Source organism: Streptomyces poriferorum, from assembly GCF_019399235.1.
Lineage (GTDB): Bacteria > Actinomycetota > Actinomycetes > Streptomycetales > Streptomycetaceae > Streptomyces > Streptomyces poriferorum.
This window is the reverse complement of the sequence record NZ_JAELVH010000096.1, coordinates 12675-30710: the sequence shown is the minus strand read 5'-3', so window position 1 is coordinate 30710 and position 18036 is coordinate 12675. Positions and strand designations below refer to the sequence as shown.

The 18036-nt window shown below is 71.5% G+C and carries 21 protein-coding genes; 9 read left to right on the top strand and 12 right to left on the bottom strand.

Annotated features, from left to right (window positions below; translation table 11 throughout):
- Positions 1 to 23: 23 nt before the first annotated feature.
- On the top strand, positions 24 to 1574 hold the full coding sequence (gene hutH, locus JGS39_RS18280; RefSeq protein WP_219570231.1) for a histidine ammonia-lyase: 1551 nt from the start codon (positions 24 to 26) through the stop codon (positions 1572 to 1574).
- A 63-nt stretch (positions 1575 to 1637) separates the two neighbouring features.
- Here hutH and JGS39_RS18275 read toward each other — a convergent pair whose 3' ends face one another.
- The gene (locus JGS39_RS18275) at positions 1638 to 1919 is read right to left on the bottom strand and encodes a hypothetical protein (RefSeq protein WP_219570230.1); all 282 of its coding nucleotides are present in this window, start codon (positions 1917 to 1919) and stop codon (positions 1638 to 1640) included.
- Positions 1920 to 2102: 183 nt separating this feature from the next.
- On the opposite strand from JGS39_RS18275, the gene JGS39_RS18270 reads away from it, so the two are divergent.
- From JGS39_RS18270 to JGS39_RS18255, 4 genes are all read left to right on the top strand, one after another.
- Positions 2103 to 2495: a hypothetical protein gene (locus JGS39_RS18270; protein WP_219570229.1), complete on the top strand. Its 393-nt coding sequence runs from the start codon at positions 2103 to 2105 to the stop codon at positions 2493 to 2495.
- Between the two features lie 300 nt (positions 2496 to 2795).
- The gene (locus JGS39_RS18265; RefSeq protein ID WP_219570228.1) at positions 2796 to 4052 is read left to right on the top strand and encodes a L,D-transpeptidase; all 1257 of its coding nucleotides are present in this window, start codon (positions 2796 to 2798) and stop codon (positions 4050 to 4052) included.
- Between the two features lie 150 nt (positions 4053 to 4202).
- Positions 4203 to 5663 carry an ABC transporter permease gene (locus JGS39_RS18260; protein ID WP_219570227.1) on the top strand — a complete coding sequence of 487 codons (1461 nt, stop codon included), beginning with the start codon at positions 4203 to 4205 and terminating at the stop codon, positions 5661 to 5663.
- Between the two features lie 122 nt (positions 5664 to 5785).
- A complete protein-coding gene (locus JGS39_RS18255) occupies positions 5786 to 6469 on the top strand; it encodes an ABC transporter ATP-binding protein (protein ID WP_148020400.1) in 684 nt (227 codons plus the stop codon).
- Positions 6470 to 6559: 90 nt separating this feature from the next.
- Here the strand turns inward: JGS39_RS18255 and JGS39_RS18250 are convergent, their stop codons facing one another.
- Entirely contained in the window at positions 6560 to 7012 is a 453-nt protein-coding gene (locus JGS39_RS18250; RefSeq protein WP_219570243.1) for an RDD family protein, read from the bottom strand.
- Between the two features lie 365 nt (positions 7013 to 7377).
- Between JGS39_RS18250 and JGS39_RS18245 the strand changes: the two genes are divergently transcribed.
- Positions 7378 to 7548 carry a hypothetical protein gene (locus tag JGS39_RS18245; protein ID WP_219570226.1) on the top strand — a complete coding sequence of 57 codons (171 nt, stop codon included), beginning with the start codon at positions 7378 to 7380 and terminating at the stop codon, positions 7546 to 7548.
- Between the two features lie 480 nt (positions 7549 to 8028).
- Entirely contained in the window at positions 8029 to 9402 is a 1374-nt protein-coding gene (gene gdhA / locus JGS39_RS18240; RefSeq protein WP_219570225.1) for an NADP-specific glutamate dehydrogenase, read from the top strand.
- A 93-nt stretch (positions 9403 to 9495) separates the two neighbouring features.
- On the opposite strand, the gene JGS39_RS18235 is transcribed toward gdhA, so the two are convergent.
- From JGS39_RS18235 to JGS39_RS18225, 4 genes are all read right to left on the bottom strand, one after another.
- A complete protein-coding gene (locus JGS39_RS18235) occupies positions 9496 to 9897 on the bottom strand; it encodes a YrdB family protein (protein WP_236063115.1) in 402 nt (133 codons plus the stop codon).
- Between the two features lie 46 nt (positions 9898 to 9943).
- The gene (gene msrA, locus JGS39_RS18230) at positions 9944 to 10609 is read right to left on the bottom strand and encodes a peptide-methionine (S)-S-oxide reductase MsrA (RefSeq protein ID WP_148020402.1); all 666 of its coding nucleotides are present in this window, start codon (positions 10607 to 10609) and stop codon (positions 9944 to 9946) included.
- A gap of 74 nt (positions 10610 to 10683) precedes the next feature.
- The gene (locus JGS39_RS41470) at positions 10684 to 10806 is read right to left on the bottom strand and encodes a hypothetical protein (protein ID WP_264302735.1); all 123 of its coding nucleotides are present in this window, start codon (positions 10804 to 10806) and stop codon (positions 10684 to 10686) included.
- Between the two features lie 71 nt (positions 10807 to 10877).
- Positions 10878 to 11981, bottom strand: coding sequence for a hypothetical protein (locus tag JGS39_RS18225; RefSeq protein WP_219570224.1), 1104 nt, complete (start codon positions 11979 to 11981; stop codon positions 10878 to 10880).
- 68 nt (positions 11982 to 12049) lie between these two features.
- Between JGS39_RS18225 and JGS39_RS18220 the strand changes: the two genes are divergently transcribed.
- A complete protein-coding gene (locus JGS39_RS18220; protein WP_219570223.1) occupies positions 12050 to 13195 on the top strand; it encodes a cystathionine gamma-synthase in 1146 nt (381 codons plus the stop codon).
- 86 nt (positions 13196 to 13281) lie between these two features.
- Here the strand turns inward: JGS39_RS18220 and JGS39_RS18215 are convergent, their stop codons facing one another.
- The 6 genes from JGS39_RS18215 to JGS39_RS18195 form a co-directional block, all read right to left on the bottom strand.
- A complete protein-coding gene (locus JGS39_RS18215) occupies positions 13282 to 13473 on the bottom strand; it encodes a DUF1059 domain-containing protein (protein WP_219570222.1) in 192 nt (63 codons plus the stop codon).
- 68 nt (positions 13474 to 13541) lie between these two features.
- A complete protein-coding gene (locus JGS39_RS18210; RefSeq protein ID WP_219570221.1) occupies positions 13542 to 14687 on the bottom strand; it encodes an RNA polymerase sigma factor in 1146 nt (381 codons plus the stop codon).
- Positions 14684 to 15103 carry a YciI family protein gene (locus tag JGS39_RS18205; protein WP_219570220.1) on the bottom strand — a complete coding sequence of 140 codons (420 nt, stop codon included), beginning with the start codon at positions 15101 to 15103 and terminating at the stop codon, positions 14684 to 14686. Before JGS39_RS18205 ends, JGS39_RS18210 begins: the two co-directional genes overlap by 4 nt.
- Before the next feature lie 175 nt (positions 15104 to 15278).
- The gene (locus JGS39_RS40940; RefSeq protein ID WP_236063114.1) at positions 15279 to 15530 is read right to left on the bottom strand and encodes a hypothetical protein; all 252 of its coding nucleotides are present in this window, start codon (positions 15528 to 15530) and stop codon (positions 15279 to 15281) included.
- Positions 15527 to 16021, bottom strand: coding sequence for a sigma factor-like helix-turn-helix DNA-binding protein (locus JGS39_RS40935; RefSeq protein WP_306083045.1), 495 nt, complete (start codon positions 16019 to 16021; stop codon positions 15527 to 15529). Before JGS39_RS40935 ends, JGS39_RS40940 begins: the two co-directional genes overlap by 4 nt.
- A 60-nt stretch (positions 16022 to 16081) precedes the next feature.
- Positions 16082 to 16612, bottom strand: a complete 531-nt coding sequence (locus JGS39_RS18195; RefSeq protein WP_219570218.1) for a MarR family winged helix-turn-helix transcriptional regulator — start codon at positions 16610 to 16612, stop codon at positions 16082 to 16084.
- A 156-nt stretch (positions 16613 to 16768) separates the two neighbouring features.
- On the opposite strand from JGS39_RS18195, the gene ilvA reads away from it, so the two are divergent.
- Positions 16769 to 17998: a threonine ammonia-lyase gene (gene ilvA, locus JGS39_RS18190; protein ID WP_219570217.1), complete on the top strand. Its 1230-nt coding sequence runs from the start codon at positions 16769 to 16771 to the stop codon at positions 17996 to 17998.
- Positions 17999 to 18036: the final 38 nt, after the last annotated feature.

Below are 18036 nucleotides of genomic sequence, written 5' to 3'. Positions count from 1 at the left end.
TTTCAATCCGTACGCTTCTGAATATGGATATGCATACAGTCGTGGTGGGGACGTCCGGTACCACCGCTCAGGACGTCATCGCCGTGGCCCGCGGCAACGCCCGTGTCGAGCTCTCCGCCGCCGCGGTGAGCGCCCTGGCCGCCGCCCGCGAGATCGTGGAAGCGCTCGCCGCCAAGCCCGAGCCGGTCTACGGCGTCTCCACCGGATTCGGCGCCCTGGCCAGCCGGCACATCAGCCCGGAGCTCCGTGCCCAGCTCCAGCGCAACATCGTCCGCTCGCACGCCGCCGGCATGGGCCCGCGGGTCGAGCGCGAGGTCGTCAGGGCGCTGATGTTCCTCCGGCTGAAGACGGTCGCCTCCGGCCACACGGGCGTGCGGCCCGAGGTCGCGCAGACCATGGCCGACGTACTCAACGCCGGGATCACACCCGTCGTTCACGAGTACGGTTCCCTCGGCTGCTCCGGCGATCTGGCACCGCTCTCGCACTGCGCCCTGACTCTGATGGGTGAAGGCGACGCGGAGGGCCCCGACGGGACCGTCCGCCCGGCAGGCGAGCTCCTGGCCGCCCACGGCATCACCCCGGTCGAGCTGCGCGAGAAGGAGGGCCTCGCCCTCCTCAACGGCACCGACGGCATGCTCGGCATGCTCGTGATGGCCCTCGCCGACCTGCGCAGCCTGTACACCTCGGCCGACATCACGGCGGCCCTCTCGCTGGAGGCCCTGCTCGGCACGGACAAGGTCCTCGCTCCCGAGCTGCACGCCATCCGCCCGCACCCCGGCCAGGGCGCCAGCGCCGACAACATGCTGCGGGTGCTGGCCGGTTCGGGCCTCACGGGCCATCACCAGGACGACGCGCCGCGCGTCCAGGACGCCTACTCCGTGCGCTGTGCGCCCCAGGTCAACGGTGCGGGCCGCGACACCCTCGCGTACGCCGCGACCGTCGCCGACCGCGAACTGGCCTCCTCCGTCGACAACCCGGTGGTGCTCCCCGACGGACGGGTCGAGTCCAACGGCAACTTCCACGGAGCGCCGGTCGCGTACGTCCTGGACTTCCTGGCGATCGTCGCCGCCGACCTCGGCTCGATCGCCGAGCGCCGCACCGACCGCCTGCTGGACAAGAACCGTTCGCACGGCCTGCCGCCGTTCCTCGCCGACGACGCCGGTGTCGACTCGGGCCTGATGATCGCCCAGTACACGCAGGCCGCCCTGGTCAGCGAGATGAAGCGGCTCGCCGTCCCGGCCTCCGCCGACTCGATCCCGTCCTCCGCGATGCAGGAGGACCACGTCTCGATGGGCTGGTCGGCCGCGCGCAAGCTCCGTACCGCCGTCGACAACCTCGCCCGGATCGTGGCCGTCGAGCTGTACGCGGCGACCCGCGCCGTCGAGCTGCGCGCCGCGCAGGGGCTGACCCCGGCCCCCGCCTCGCTCGCCGCCATCGCGGCGCTGCGGGCCGCGGGCGTCGAGGGCCCGGGCCCGGACCGCTTCCTGTCGCCGGACCTGGCCGCGGCGGACGCCTTCGTCCGGGCGGGCAAGCTCGTCTCGGCGGTCGAGCCGGTCACGGGGCCGCTGGCCTGACCGTATGACCTGCACGGGAGCGGCCACCGGGGAGCGAGCCCCGGTGGCCGTGTGCGGGGCCGGTCACACGGCCGGCTGTGGACCTCCGCGACGGCCCGAGTAGGTCACGAAGCCCGCTCCGATGCCCAGGAACGCCATCCCGCCGATGAGGTACGGCGTCGTGTCGATGCCGGTCCCGGTGTCGGCGAGCGAGCCGGTGTCCGACTCCGGACCGGTGGCGGCGGCGCTGTGGCCGGCCGTGCCCGGGGCCGCGTCGCCCGCGTTGGCGGACGGCACGAACCACAGGGCGCAGAGCAGTGTTCCCGCAGCGGTGGCGGTCAGGAGCGGGCGGCGGGTGATGGCCACGGAATCGATCCCCCTCGGGGCAGCCGTACGTACGAGGGCTTCCCGAATGCCGGGTCCCCTCAGGCCTGTTGCACCGATGCTAATGAACGCAGCGGGTCGCGGGAAAGCCATGGCGGCAGGCGGCTTACGCTCCGCCTCATGAGTACTTCTGAGTCATCACGATTCGTTCGCCTTCGTGTCGAAATGGTGTTGGAGATCACGGACGCCGAAGCCCTGAGCGGAACAGCCCTGGAAAGCCTCGCCGCCGAGTACGGCGAGCCCGGCGGGGAGTCCGCCGAAGAACGCACGCATGCCGAGACCGCGGTACGGGAAGACGGTGCGGAGGCCCTCGCCTCGCTGATCGACCCGTTCGACCTGGTCAGCGAGGTTCCCGGGGTCGAACTGACCCAGGCCTCCTGGAGCAGCGAGACCATCGACTACGACCCGGAGGAACCGGACGCGTGGGACCTCGATGACGGCCAGGACGGTGACGACTACGACGACGAGGAAGAGGGAGACGGCGACGGGAGCACCTCCGGCGTCCCGCACAATGGGGAGAAGGACGACAAGCACGGCAGCACGGAGCGGCGGGCCTAGCGGGTGGGAACACCGGCCCCGGCACGCTTCGGCGGACCGGGGCCGGTGCGCGTGAGCGGCCGGTGGATCCGGATCGCGGACGTGCGGTACAACCGGGTCGTGCACCGGCTGGTACATAGGTGATGAACAGCGGGAACCACGGCAGTCACCACCGCGTCGATGAGTGGTGTTCCCCACATCCGAGGCGGATATGGAACGGGGCACCCTGCCAGGGTGTTCTTGGAGCATTGACGGGCTTTCGCCGGCCGATGGGCCGGCACGGGGTTTTCGGGGATTTCGGCAACGATGGAGAAGCGTGTGATGACGGACAGCAAACGGCGCAAGGGCCTCATGGCCGCGTCCGCACTGCTCGGCGGCGTGCTGGTGCTTTCGGCCTGCAGCGACGGCGGCGACAACGGCGGCCCCAGCCCCGACAGCTCGAAGAAGTCACAGGCCGCCGAGGTCGACAAGGCGGCGGCCGAGGAGGCCTCCGAGGCGCAGATAGCGATCTCGCCGAAGAACGGCGCGACCAACGCGAGCATCAACAACGCCGCCAAGGTCACCGTCGCCAAGGGCAAGCTGACCGTCGTCACGATGACCACGGCGGCCGGCGAGAGCGTCAAGGGCACCCTTTCCGCCGACGGCACCAGCTGGAAGCCGGACGCGCAGCTGGAGCGTTCGACCACGTACAAGATCAACGCCACGGCGCAGGACTCGAAGGGCCGCGAGGCGCACGAGAACTCCTCCTTCACCACCGTGTCGCCGGACAACAGCTTCATCGGGAACTTCACCCCCGAGGACGGCTCCACCGTCGGCGTCGGCATGCCCGTCTCGATCAACTTCAACAAGCCGATCACGGACCAGAAGGCGGTCCAGGCCGGCATCACCGTGACGTCCAGCAGCGGCCAGCAGGTCGCCGGCCACTGGTTCAACTCCCAGCGCCTGGACCTGCGCCCCGAGGACTACTGGACGGGCGGCTCCACCGTCACGCTGAAGCTGGCGCTGGACGGCGTCGAGGGCGCGGACGGCGTCTACGGCGTGCAGCAGAAGACGGTCACCTTCAAGGTCGGCCGCAACCAGGTGTCGACCGTGGACGCCAAGACGCACACGATGACCGTCACCCAGAACGGCAAGACGATCAAGACCATCCCGATCTCGGCCGGTTCGTCGGACAACCCGACGTACAACGGCCAGATGGTGATCTCCGAGAAGTTCAAGGAGACCCGGATGGACGGCTCGACGGTCGGCTTCACCGACGACGACGGCAAGGGTGAGTACGACATCAAGGACGTGCCGCACGCCATGCGGCTGTCCACGTCGGGCACCTTCATCCACGGCAACTACTGGGGCGCCAAGTCGATCTTCGGCAGCGCCAACACCAGCCACGGCTGCGTCGGCCTCTCCGACGCCAAGGGCGCCGGAGACCCCAACGAGCCCGCCGCCTGGTTCTACAACAACTCCATGATCGGCGACGTGGTCATCGTCAAGAACTCCCCGGACGCGACCATCAAGGCCGACAACGGCCTCAACGGCTGGAACCTCAGCTGGGCCGAGTGGACGGCGGGCTCCCAGGCCTGAGCCGGCCGCACCCCGCTCCGTACGCCGCAGGCGGCGGCTCCGCGATCCCCACGGATCCCGGAGCCCCGCCTGCGGCGTTCCGGGGCTGTTCTCATCCCGCTCTCATCGTGGCCTTAACCCACCATCACAAGCGGTCCCTAGCCTCGCGCCATGTTCTTCACCTACCTCCGGCGCGAGCTGCGCCGCCGCAGAAAGGCGGCGCTCGTCGTCGCCTCGGGGCTCGCCCTCGGCATTGCGCTCGTCATCATCGTCAGCTCGGTCTCATCGGGCATGAGCAAGGCCCAGGACAAGGTCCTGGAATCGCTGTACGGCCTCGGCACGGACATGACCGTCACCAAGGCCGCGGCAGCTCCGGGCTCCGGCACGGGGCGCCCCAGGTTCGAGTTCGACGCCAAGGACGGCGACGACGACGCGACGCAGAGCACCGACCGCGTCATGGTCCAGGGCTTCCAGAGCCTGGCCGCCACCACGGTCGACCAGGTGGGCAAGCAGACCGGCGTCGCCGACGCCGTCGGCGGGCTGAGCCTGACCGTCATGAAGGTGGACGGCCAGTTCAAGCGCGGCGAGTTCAAGCAGGACGAGAGCGCCACGACCGGGGGCGGCGGCCGCGGCGGCCCCGGCGGCGGTGGCAGCACCCAGCCGCAGGGCGAGGTCCAGGGCGGCGGAGCCTCCTTCGACGTCAACTCCTACACCGTCTACGGCACCGACGTCACCAAGCAGGACCTCGGCCCGCTCACCTCGTCGAAGATCACCACCGGCCGTACGTTCAAGACGACCGAGACCAACGCGAAGGTGGCCGTCGTCGACGCCGCGTACGCGAAGGAGAAGGAACTCTCGACCGGCAAGACGGTGACGATCCACGGGACCAAGTTCTCGATCGTCGGCGTCTCGACGGCCGAGAGCGGTGACGCGGCCGCGAACCTGTACATCCCGCTCCAGCAGGCGCAGACCCTCGCCGACTCGAAGGACAAGGTCACCACGGTCTACGTCAAGGCCGCCGACTCGCAGCAGATCGACAGCGTCAAGGCCACGATCCAGAAGAACATCACGGGAACCACGGTCACCACCTCCGCCGACCTCGCGGACACCGTGTCCGGCTCCCTTTCCACCGCCTCCGACCTGGCCTCCAGCGTCGGCAAGTGGCTCTCCATCGCCGTGCTCATCGCCGCCTTCCTGGTGGCGGGCCTCCTCACCTCCTCCGCGGTCAGCCGCCGCGTACGGGAGTTCGGCACGCTCAAGGCACTCGGCTGGAAGAGCGGCCGGGTCACCCGCCAGGTCATCGGCGAGGCACTCGTCAACGGCCTGATGGGCGGCGTCCTCGGCATCGCGGTGGGCCTCGCCGGCGCCTACGCCGTCACCGCCGTCAGCCCCACCCTCACCGCCCAGCTCGGCTCCACGGGCGGCGGCGCGGGACGCGGCGGCGGCATGGGCGGCCCCGGCCGGCAGACCGCCTCCAAGGCGCTCGACATCGCGCTGACCGCACCCGTCTCCCTCTCCGTCATCCTGATGGCCGTCGGCCTGGCCGTGGCGGGCGGACTGATCGCGGGCGCCTTCGGCGGCTGGCGCGCGTCCCGGCTGCGCCCCGCCGACGCGCTGCGCCGCGTCGAGTAGCCCGCACGGGATGACCGGCGACCGGGCATCCCGTACCCCGTCCCCCAGCGATCCCCGGTCCGCGGGCGACCCCCGAGGCGGTCGCCCGGGATCCGCGATCACCGCCCAGCAGGAGCTGACCCATGTACACGCTTCAAGGCGTCACCAAGCAGTACACACGCGGCAAGTCCACCGTCCACGCGCTCGCCGGCGTCGACCTGACCATCGAGGACGGTGGCCGCCTGGTCATCCAGGGCCCTACCGGCGGCGGCAAGTCCACGCTGCTGCAGATGCTCGGCGGCCTGGACCGCCCCACCGCCGGCAGCGTCGAGCTCGACGGGGTCGACCTCGCGAAGCTCAGCGAGGCCAAGCTCACCAAGGTGCGCGCCGAGAACATCGGCTTCGTCTTCCAGAGCTTCAACCTCATCCCGACCCTCACCGCCCAGGAGAACGTCGAGACCGCCCTCGTCCCGCTCGGCGTCAAGACGTCCGAGCGCCGCAGAAGAGCGGCCGAGGCACTCGACTCGGTCGGGCTCGGCGAACGCCTCGCCCACCTCCCCAGCGAGATGTCCGGCGGCCAGCAGCAGCGCGTCGCGATCGCCAGGGCCCTGGTCAAGCAGCCCAAGGTGCTGCTCGCCGACGAGCCCACCGGCAACCTCGACGAGTCCATGCGCGACGAGATCATGGAGGTGCTGGAGACCCTGTGGAAGGAGCACGGGCTCACCTTCATCATGGTCACCCACGACAGCGCGATCGCCCGCAGGGCCCCGCGCCTGGCGACCATCCGCAAGGGCAAGGTCACCATCACGGAGAACGCCGCGGCCTGACCCGGCGACACCCGAGCCCGCCCAGCCGGCGGCCCCGACCCGTACGACGGATCCGCCGGCCCAGCGGCTCACAGGCCACCCGGCGGACCTTCAGCCGGTCCGTCCGGCCACGGCCCGGCGGTGCGCCACCAGATCGGTGCGGCGGACCTGGCGCAGGCCGGCCGGGTCGCTGTAGGCGGCGCCTTCCGCGCAGGCCGTACGCGGACCGGAACCGTCTCCGGCCAGCCGGGCGTGCACCCCGTACCAGGGCTGCAGCGGCAGCCAGCACAGCCCGTACAGCCAGCGCCGCACCAGCCGTACGGGGCCCGGGCGCCCCACGTCCGGCAGGCTCACCACCCGTATCCCCATGATCAGCTTTCCCACTCCGGCACCCACGACCGCGGTGAGCATGACCTGGTTGAGGAACGAGAGGACGAGCACCGGCCCGATCAGCAGCCCGACGACCTGGGGAACGGCCGCCGAGTGTGCGTACGGCCGGACGAGTAAGCCGCTGGTGACCAGGCAGAGGTAGCAGTCGAGCCCCACGGCGAGATACCGGCGCATCTCGCCGGCCCGGGGCGGCGTCCCGGGCGCGGGCCGCTCCGCCCGCCCGGGGACGTACGGGGGACCGGGCTGCCCGTAGCCGAGGAGCGGTCCTGCGGCCAACGGCGTTTGCCTGTAAGGAGTATGGGGGTCGCGGCCCTTGCGATTCCCCCGTGATGTCGTCATGACGGAATCATGTCTGATAGCCCGTCACCGCGGGCCCGGACCGCACACCTGCGGGCCTCGCGGCCGTCGGCGCCGTGGTGTAGCCCGCTACACCACGGGTCCGGGAGGCCGGTCCCTCGTGCCCGGGTCCGTCCGCCGGAAGGATGGAGGGACACAGCCGGGCAGGGGCCCGGCGTCCCGCCCGACCTCCTGGAGAACCCGTGAAACCGCTGCTCCGCACCGTGCTCCTCGTCGCGCTCGTCGCGAACGTCTCGCTGAACTTCCTGGTGGGTCAGGAAGGGCTGCACATCGCCCTGAGCGTCGTCTCGGGCGCGGTCCTGCTCGCGTCGGCGGCAGGCCTGTGGATGCTGCGCGTGCCGCGCGAGAACTGAGGCGGAGGGATGCCGTACGGCCGCGTGAGACCGGAGGCGGACGGATGTCGTACGGCCGCGCGAGAACCGAGGCGGACGGATGCCGTACGGCCGCGCGAGAACCGAGGCGGACGGATGCTGCGTGTGCCGCGCGAGAACCGGCGGCTGACCTCACAGTCGCCCGCGCGCCGTTGTGAGGTTCACCACTTCCGATGATGTGCGCCCCTGCCGCAACCCGGCAGATTCTCCCCGGAACCGGCCCGGGTCCGGGCGGCGGCGGCCTTCCCGCGCAGGGCGCGAAGGGATCATCATGTGGATGCCCGTGGAGCATCCCACCACCCCACTGGGACACTCGATACGCCACAACGGTCCTGTACGTCGCTTTCGTGAGCACGGTATGCGTGATGTCGGGCGGCGCCCTCAACGGCGAGGGAGGACCTGGTGCCCCTCGGGACGGGGGCGCCTTCGCGCATGAGCCGACCCATGGAAGGTCTTGATCAGATGACGGCCACCCCTGACTCCGCAACGCCGCCCGCCGCCCACCGCGTCATCGAGCCGCTGTACGCGGAGATCCTCCGCCGCAACCAGGGCGAGAAGGAGTTCCACCAGGCCGTACGCGAGGTCCTGGAGACGCTCGGCCCGGTGCTGGCCCAGCGGCCGGAGTTCGTGGACGCCCGGATCATCGAGCGCATATGCGAGCCGGAGCGCCAGCTCATCTTCCGGGTGCCGTGGTCGGACGACTCCGGCGACATCCACGTCAACCGCGGATTCCGGGTCGAGTTCTCCAGCTCGCTGGGCCCGTACAAGGGCGGGCTGCGCTTCCACCCCTCGGTCAACCTCGGCATCGTGAAGTTCCTCGGCTTCGAGCAGATCTTCAAGAACGCCCTCACCGGCATGCCCATCGGCGGCGGCAAGGGCGGCTCCGACTTCGACCCGAAGGGCCGCTCGGACGCCGAGATCATGCGGTTCTGCCAGTCGTTCATGACGGAGCTCCACCGCCACCTCGGCGAGTACACCGATGTCCCCGCCGGTGACATCGGTGTCGGCGGCCGCGAGATCGGCTACCTCTTCGGCCAGTACAAGCGGATCACCAACCGCTACGAGTCCGGCGTCCTCACCGGGAAGGGCCTCGGCTGGGGCGGGGCGCTGGTGCGTACGGAGGCGACCGGCTACGGCTGCGTCATGTTCACCGCCGAGATGCTCCGCAGCCAGGGCGACAGCCTCGACGGCCGGCGCATCGCCGTCTCCGGCTCGGGCAACGTCGCGATCTACGCGATCGAGAAGGCCCAGCAGCTCGGCGCCACCGTGGTGACCTGCTCCGACTCCGACGGCTACGTCGTGGACGAGAAGGGCATCGACCTCGCCCTGCTCAAGGAGATCAAGGAAGCCGGCCGCGGCCGCGTCTCCGAGTACGCGGAGCGCCGGCCCGAGGCCCGCTTCGTACCCGGCACCGGCGTCTGGAGCGTGCCCTGCGATGTGGCGCTGCCCTGCGCCACGCAGAACGAACTCCACGAGGCCGACGCACTGGCCCTCGTACGCAACGGCGTGAAGGCGGTCGCGGAGGGCGCCAACATGCCCACCACCCCCGAGGCCGTCCGCGTGTTCCAGGAGGCCGGCGTGGCCTTCGCGCCCGGCAAGGCGGCCAACGCGGGCGGCGTGGCCACCAGCGCCCTGGAGATGCAGCAGAACGCCTCGCGCGACTCCTGGACCTTCGCCCACACGGAGGAGCGGCTCGCGGAGATCATGCGCCACATCCACGACTCCTGCTACACCACGGCGGAGCGCTACGGCAGCCCCGGCAACTACGTGGTCGGCGCGAACATCGCCGGCTTCGAGCTGGTGGCGGACGCGATGCTGGCACAGGGCCTGATCTGACCGGGGCCCCGGCGCACAGACACCGGCCCGGGACGCGGACGCGTCCCGGGCCGGTGTCTGTGTCTGTGTCGGCGTCTGTGCTGGTGTCGGGGTCTACTTCGCGGGCTGCGGCCGGCGCCGGAACGTCTCCGCCAGTCCCGTGTTCACCACCACCACGACGGCCATGACCGCGGCCGCCACCGGATGCCCCACCTCGTACAGCGCGAAGGCGCCGCCGCCGAGCACCACCGCCTTGACGGCGAGTACGCCGGCCAGCGGCAGACGGACCCGGGCGCGGGGTGCGGCGAACAGCGCCCACAGGGTGATGGCGAGGGCCAGGAGCGCTGTTCCCAGCAGGAGTTGGACGACCAGGGCGTCGCCGAGAGTGAACCCCCACCAGAACAGGCAGGCCAGCGCTGCCAGTTCGACGAGGAACGCCAGGACCTCGTTGGCGGCCCACCACGGGCGGCCCTTCAGTGAAGGGACCGCCGGTCCGTCCGTACGGTTGTCGTGCATGGTGCCCCCACCCTTGGCGTTCGCGTCCGGGGTGAGGGTAACCGGCTCAGCTCCCGGCCGGGGCCACACCGATCGGGCAGGAGACACCCGTGCCGCCGATCCCGCAGTAGCCCGCCGGGTTCTTGTCGAGGTACTGCTGGTGCGCGGGCTCCGCGGGCCAGAAGGTGCGGCCCTCGGCGGGCAGGATCTCCGTGCTGATCTCGCCGTAGCCTGAGCCCGTGAGGACCTTCTGGTACGCCTCGCGGGAGGCCGCCACGGCCGCCGCCTGCTCGGGGGAGTGGGTGTAGACGGCGGAGCGGTACTGGGTGCCCACGTCGTTGCCCTGGCGGAAGCCCTGGGTCGGGTCGTGGGACTCCCAGAAGACCTTCAGGAGCTGTGCGTATGTGACGGTCTTCGGGTCGTACACGACGCGGACCGCCTCCGTGTGCCCGGTCAGGCCCGAGCAGACCTCCTCGTACGCGGGATTCTCCGTATAGCCGCCCTGGTAGCCGACGAGCGTCGTCCAGACGCCGTCCGTCTCCCAGAACTTCCGCTCGGCGCCCCAGAAGCAGCCCATCGCGAAGTCCGCGACCTCCAGGCCCTCCGGGTACGGGCCCAGCAGGGCGTTGCCCAGGACCGTGTGCCGGGACGGGACGGTGAATTCCGGGGTGGCGCGGCCGCGCAGGGCCTCCTCCGGCGTGGGGAGCTGCGGGGTGCGGCGGTGCAGGAACATGCGGGGGCTCCTCCTGGGTCGGTGTGCTGTCCGTACAACGTCCCGGGAGCGCCGCGGATTCCGGGCGCCCGCGGTCAGCGGCGGGGCGTGCCGTCCTCGGACTCGAAGGTCTCGGCGAACGAGGCGGCCCGCTTGCGGGCCCTGAGCCAGAAGTACACGCCGAGGCCGATCAGGATCAGAGGTATCAGTCGTGCCACGGGAACACCGGTCCTTGTCGTGAGGTCGGCCGCTGCTTCGCGGTATCGGTGCCTCCACGGTCGCACACCGGCTACCGCGGCAGCGTCGCCGGGCTGCCGCCGTTTGCCTCGTAACCGGCCACCGCCAGGGCCCGGTACACGGTGTATTCGGCGGCCGGGTCGGAGTTCTCCGTCCAGGGCAGCGCGCCCACGTGGCCGTCGATGTGGACCAGCTGGTTCATCGCCTCGGACCAGCGCTCCATCCGGACCAGGAACAGCACCAGGAGATGGCGGACGTGCGCGAGCATCGGATCGTCGGCACGGGCCGCGTGGACCGCGAACATCGCACCCTCGACCGCCCTGGTCACCACCTGGCTCCGGTAGAACCCCTGCACCAGGTTGACCTCGGGCAGGTGCTCGTACACCGCGAACAGCGGCAGCGCCGCCAGCAGCGAGCCCTGCGGGGCGCGGGCAGCCGCCGCGGTCGCGAAGCGGTCGGCCTCCTCGCGGGATCCGTGCCACTTCTCGCACCAGAAGTGCAGCGCCGCGATATGGGCGCCCATGTGGGCCGGCGCCCGGTCGATGACCTTCGCCCAGAGCTGGTCGAACTCCTCGTGGGAATAGCCCAGTCCACGGGCCGCGGCCAGCTCCACGAGATACGGCACCGGGTCGCCCGGCGCCAGCAGGGCAGCCTCGCCGACCACCGTACGGGCCTCCTCCAGGATGATCCGGAAGTCGTCCGTACCGGCCGTCGACGAACGCCACGCCTGCTGGACCAGGAACTCCGCGTGCACGGCCGCGCCGCCCGCGTCCTTCGGCGCCTCGGCCCGCCACTTGCGCAGCCACGCCCCGCCGACGCCCGGCCGCTGCATCAGCTCCAGCGAGGCGGCCCCGGCGAAGGCCTGCACCCGCTGCCACCGCACCTCGCCGTCCTTCGGCGTACCGGAGAGCAGCTGGGACGCCGCCCGCCACTCCTGGGTGTGCTGGACGACATCGAGCACGTCGAGGAGATCCTGGTCGGGGCCCGGCATCCGGATATCCAGCTCCTCCTGACGCGCGAAACCATAGGTGTCCGGGTCGGCGGCGTCCGGGGAACCGGGCGCCACCTGACGGATACCACCGCGGCGGCGCAGCACAAAGGGGCCGATGACCGCGGCGAGCATGCACAGCGCGAGCAGGAACCACAGAATCTCCATGCCCCCATTGTCCCCGGACGGCCCGGTGCTCCGTGAGCGGCCTCGGCGGCGGACTACGCTCGGGGCTCATGAGCGACCAGCACAGCTTCGAGACTCTCGCGATCCACGCGGGAAACACCGCCGATCCCCTCACCGGCGCCGTTGTTCCGCCCATTTACCAGGTGTCCACGTACAAGCAGGACGGCGTGGGCGGGCTGCGCGGCGGCTACGAGTACAGCCGCAGTGCCAACCCGACCCGCACCGCGCTGGAGGAGAACCTCGCGGCCCTGGAGGGCGGCCGCCGGGGACTCGCCTTCGCGTCCGGACTCGCCGCCGAGGACTGCCTGCTCCGTACGCTGCTGACCCCCGGCGACCACGTGGTCATCCCGAACGACGCCTACGGCGGCACGTTCCGGCTGTTCGCGAAGGTCGCCTCGCGCTGGGGCGTGGAGTTCTCGGTCGCCGACACCTCGGACGTGGCGGCGGTACGGGCCGCGATCACCCCGCGCACCAAGGCGATCTGGGTGGAGACCCCGTCCAACCCGCTGCTCGGCATCACCGACATCGCGGCCGTCGCCGGTGTCGCCCGCGCCGCCGGCGCCCGGCTGGTCGTCGACAACACCTTCGCCAGCCCCTACCTCCAGCAGCCCCTCGCCCTCGGCGCCGATGTCGTGGTCCACTCCACCACCAAGTACATGGGCGGCCACTCGGACGTCGTCGGCGGCGCGCTGATCGTCAACGACCCCGACCTGTCCGATGAGTTGGCGTACCACCAGAACGCGATGGGTGCCGTCGCCGGGCCGTTCGACGCCTGGCTGGTGCTGCGCGGCATCAAGACCCTCGCCGTCCGGATGGACCGGCACAGCGAGAACGCCACCAAGGTCGCCGACCTGCTGACCCGCCACCCCAAGGTCACCCAGGTCCTCTACCCCGGACTGCCCGAGCACCAGGGCCACGAGATCGCCGCCAAGCAGATGAAGGCGTTCGGCGGGATGGTGTCCTTCCGCGTCGCGGGCGGCGAGGAAGCGGCCGTCGAGGTCTGCAACCGCGCGAAGCTCTTCACGCTCGGTGAGTCGCTCGGCGGCGTCGAGTCGCTGCTGGAGCACCCGGGCCGGATGACACACGCCTCCGCCGCCGGATCCCCGCTGGAGGTCCCGGCCGACCTGGTGCGGCTCTCCGTCGGCATCGAGAACGGCGACGACCTGCTGGCCGACCTGACGCAGGCGCTCGGCTAGTCCGTCAGTCAGTCCGTCGGTCCGTGCATGCGTGGGCGGGGCCGGTTCCGCCGGTCCCGCCCACGGTGTTCTTGGCCCTCCCGGCCTCAGGCCGGGACCTTCTCGTCCTCCAGCGAGGCCCTGACCTGCTCCCGCAGCTCGGGACTGTCGGTGTGCTCATGGACCGAGACCGCGTGCTCGGTCGCGGCCCGCACGACTTCCTCCTCCTCGCCGGAGATGGTCAGCGAGCAGTTCGACACGCTCGGATACTTGCGGCAGTCGGCGATCTTCCTGGTCATCACAGCCTCCTCGGCCGATCCCTTCCAGGATAAATCGGGCAGCAGCGCGCGACCTCGGCAGTGACCGGTCAGCGACCCCGGCGGGCGTTGAGCCGGGCGGCCCGGCGGGTCAGGTGGTCGCGCTCCGCGAGGTTCGGGGCCCGGTGGGCAGCCTCCGCGTACAGCCGGGCCGCCGTCACCAGGTCACCGTCGCGCTCGTGGAGGTACGCCGCCACCGCGGTGTGGCGGGGAAGCGTGGAGTCCAGCGCCGCGAGCGCCGCCAGGCCCGCCCGCGGCCCGTCGGCCTCCCCGACCGCGACCGCGCGGTTGAGCCGGACGACCGGGCTGTCGGTCAGGCGCGCGAGCTCGTCGTACCACTCGACGATCTGCACCCAGTCGGTCTCCTCCGCGACGGGCGCGTCCGCATGGAGCGCCGCGATGGCGGCCTGAGCCTGGAACTCGCCCAGCCGATCGCGGGCGAGCGCCGCCTGAAGGATTCCGACGCCCTCGGCGATCGACGCCGTGTCCCACCGGCCGCGGTCCTGCTCGGCCAGCGGGACCAGGCTGCCGTCGGACGCGGTCCGGGCGGCGCGCCGGGCGTGGTGGAGCAGCATGAGGGCGAGCAGCCCCGCCACCTCGGGGTGGTCGACGGCGGCCGCGACCTGCCGGGTGAGGCGGATGGCCTCGGCGGCCAGGTCGACATCGCCGGAGTAGCCCTCGTTGAACACCAGGTACAGGACGCGCAGCACGGTGGCGACGTCGCCCGGCCGGTCGAACCGCACTCCGGAGACGGTGCGCTTGGCCCGGCTGATGCGCTGCGCCATGGTCGCCTCGGGCACCAGATAGGCCGCGGCGATCTGGCGGGTGGTGAGCCCGCCGACCGCGCGCAGCGTGAGCGCGACCGCCGATGCCGGGGTCAGCGACGGGTGCGCGCACAGGAAGTACAGCTGGAGCGTGTCGTCCCCCGCGGGAGCCGGCCCGGGCGCCGGCTCCTCCTCGACCCGGTCCTCACGGCGGCGGCGCGCGGTGTCGGCGCGCGCCGCGTCGAGGAACTTGCGCCAGGCCACGGTGATCAGCCAGCCCTTGGCATCCCGCGGAGGGTCGGCCTCCCAGACCCGGAGCGCCTCGACCAGAGCGTCCTGCACCGCGTCCTCGGCCGCCGCGAAGTCTGCTCCGCGGCGGACGAGGACGGTGAGCACGCCCGGGGTGAGGCTCCTGAGCATGACCTCGTTCATCCGAGGTGGCACTCCGAGATGGTGGGCGGCTCGGCCAGGAACGGGCGCAGCTCCAGCCACTCGTGGATCGGCTTGCCGCCCGCGCCGGGGGCGGCCGACAGCTCCCCGGTCAGTTCGACGGCGCGCTCGTAGCTGTCGACGTCGATGATCATCCAGCCGGCGATGAGGTCCTTGGTCTCGGCGAACGGTCCGTCGGTGACCGGCGGCCGCCCTTCCCCGTCGTAGCGCACCCACGCACCCTCGGGGGCGAGCGCCTGACCGTCGACGTACTCGCCGGACTTCTCCAGCCGGGCCGCGAAGTCGTGCATGTACCGCATGTGGGCCGAGATCTCCTCCGGCGTCCACTGGTCCATGGACACGTCGTTGACCGGTGCCGGGGCGCCGCGGTAGTGCTTCAGGAGCAGGTACTTCGCCATGACGGTTCTCCTTGGTGCTCGTGCGGCCCTCTGTGGTCGCGTTCACCCCCGGGACGGAGCCGCCCGCGGGTTCTCGACATGGCCGCCCGGACTTTTCCGGGATGTTTTCCGAAAGGTTCTCCGACTGCGCGGACGAGCGTAGAGGAGCCGTCCCGCGATGTCCGGGTCCGCCGCTCTACCAGCCGTCCAGCGGCGGTGTCGTCCCGGCGGGCGGCGCCTGCCAGGGCTGGACCATCACCGCCCACACCGTGAACGCCACGACCACCGCTCCCGCCGCCACCAGCCACAGCCTGCGCAGCACCCGCCGGCGGCGCAACAGCCGGGCGCCGCGCCGCGACGCCCGCGCCGGCAGCCCCGCGGGCACCTGCGGACGGGCGGTCTCCAGCATCCGCCGGACCTCGTCCTCGTTGCGCCGGACACCGCTCATGGCGCGGCCCGCAGCTGCCGGGTGTGACCCCACCGCCCCGTCGGGCTCCTGGTGCCGCGCATCGTGGCCACCGAGCGGTCGCAGACCGAACGGATCCGCTCCACCGAGATCCCGAGCAGCGCCGAAGCCTGCTCCTCCGGGACACCTTCGTACAGGCGCAGCACCAGGACCAGCCGCTCCTGCGGGGTCAGCCGGTCCAGCAGCCCGCCGCGCGGACGGCGGTGCCGCCACGCCTGACGGGCGAACCGGACAGCCAGATCCTGCCGGGTGCGGACGTACGGATCCTCGCCGTGCAGCTGGTCCCAGTCCGCGTACGTCCGGGCCAGCGCGGCCGTCAGAAGCCGCTGCGCGCGCTCGTCGGTCCCGGGCGGGTCCACCGGTTCGGCCGTGAGCAGGGTCGCGACGTGCAACAGCCGGCCCGCCGCGCCCGCCACGAAGGCCTCGAACTCCTGGGCACGGCGCCGCTGCCGGCCCGCTTGACGCTCTCGCACGAGGTCAATCGGAGCGCTCCGCGGGCCCCGGGTCAACCCCCGGGAGCCCGGCGGCCCGCGCTATCCCGCAGCCGGTGCCTGGTGCGCGGCCTGCCGCGCGGCCAGGGCCGCGTTGAAGCGGGTGAGGAGTGTGCAGAACGTGTCCCGCTCGTCCTCGGACCACTCGTCCGTCACCTGCGACATCAGCTCGCGCCGAGAGGAACGGACCTCGTCCAGCCGGGCCTGCCCGCGCGGGGACAGCTGGAGCACGACCGCACGGCCGTCCTCCGGGTGCGAGGTGCGCTTGACCAGGCCGGTGTCCACGAGCGGTGCGACCTGCCGGGTCACGGTCGAGGAGTCGATCCCCATCCCCGCGGCCAGCGCCTTGACACCCATGGGGCCTTCCCGGTCCAGCCGGTTGAGCAGCAGATACGCGGCGCGGTCCATGGAGTTGCGTACCTGGCCGACGCCGCCGAGGCGGGTCTGCTCGGCACGCCGGGCGAAGACCGCCACCTGGTGCTGCAGAGCGTCGAGAAGATGGTCGTGACCCGGCTTCTCCGGGGTGGCGCCCCCGGAAGGAGACGCGGCAGTCGTCATGTCCTGAGGGGGCATGGCCGGGAGCTCTCTTCGTGCGGTGTCGGATGGGTGGGGGACAGAGTACGCGGCCCCGGGGCAACGCGTACCAGTGCCGCACAAACCTGCGGACATCGGCGCAGGACGGGTCCGTTCGCGGCGGCCGCAACCCCTTTCAGCTGCAAGACTTGCGGTATGAACTTCCCGCCGCCCGGCCGATTTCCCCCACTGATCCTCGATGACGTCCGGGGTGCGCAGAAGATGCTCTCCGGCGTCTCCCGGGTCACTCCGCTCGAGGGAAGCCGCCATCTTTCGGCCCTGGTGGGCGCACCCGTCCAGTTCAAGTGCGAGAACCTGCAGCGGACCGGCTCGTTCAAACTGCGGGGCGCGTACGTACGGATCTCGGGCCTCACCCCGGTCGAACGCGCCGCCGGTGTCGTCGCCGCGAGCGCCGGAAACCATGCGCAGGGTGTAGCGCTCGCGTCTGCACTGCTCGGCGTACGGTCAACGGTCTTCATGCCGGTCGGCGCACCGCTGCCCAAGATCGCCGCGACCCGTGAGTACGGAGCGCGGGTGCGGCTGCACGGCCACGTCGTCGACGAGACGCTCGCCGCGGCTCAGGAGTACGCGCAGGAGACCGGCGCGGTCTTCATCCACCCCTTCGACCACCCGGACATCATCGCGGGCCAGGGCACGGTGGGCCTGGAGATCCTGGAGCAGTGCCCGGAGGTGCGCACGATCGTCGTCGGCATCGGCGGCGGGGGTCTCGCGGCCGGTATCGCCGTGGCGGTGAAGGCGGTCCGGCCCGACGTGCGGATCGTCGGTGTGCAGGCGGCCGGCGCGGCCTGCTACCCGCCGTCGCTGGCCGCCGGCCACCCTGTCTCGATCGGCTCGCTCCAGACGATGGCGGACGGCATCAAGGTGGGACGCCCCGGCGACGTGCCGTTCGGCCTGGTCCAGGAGCTGGTCGACAAAGTCCGTACGGTCTCCGAGGACGAGCTGTCCAGCGCCCTGCTGCTCTGCCTGGAGCGGGCGAAGATGGTGGTGGAACCGGCCGGCGCGAGCCCGGTGGCCGCGCTGCTCAGCGACCCGAAGTCGTTCCGCGGGCCGGTGGTGGCGCTGCTGTCCGGCGGCAACGTGGACCCGCTGCTGATGCAGCGCATCCTGACCCACGGCATGTCGGCGGCCGGCCGCTATCTGAGCCTGCGGCTGCGCCTGACGGACCGCCCCGGCGCGCTGGCCACCATGCTGGGCGTGCTCACGGTGGCCGACGCCAACGTCCTGGACGTCAGCCATGTGCGGACCGACCCCCGGCTCGGTCTCACCGAGGCCGAGGTGGAACTGCACCTGGAGACCAAGGGCCCCGAACACTGCGAAGAGGTCGCGGCGGCGCTGCGCGGGGCGGGCTATCTCGTGATGGGCTGAAATCGCTTGTCGGTCGCGATGTATCGCGTTACTGTGCG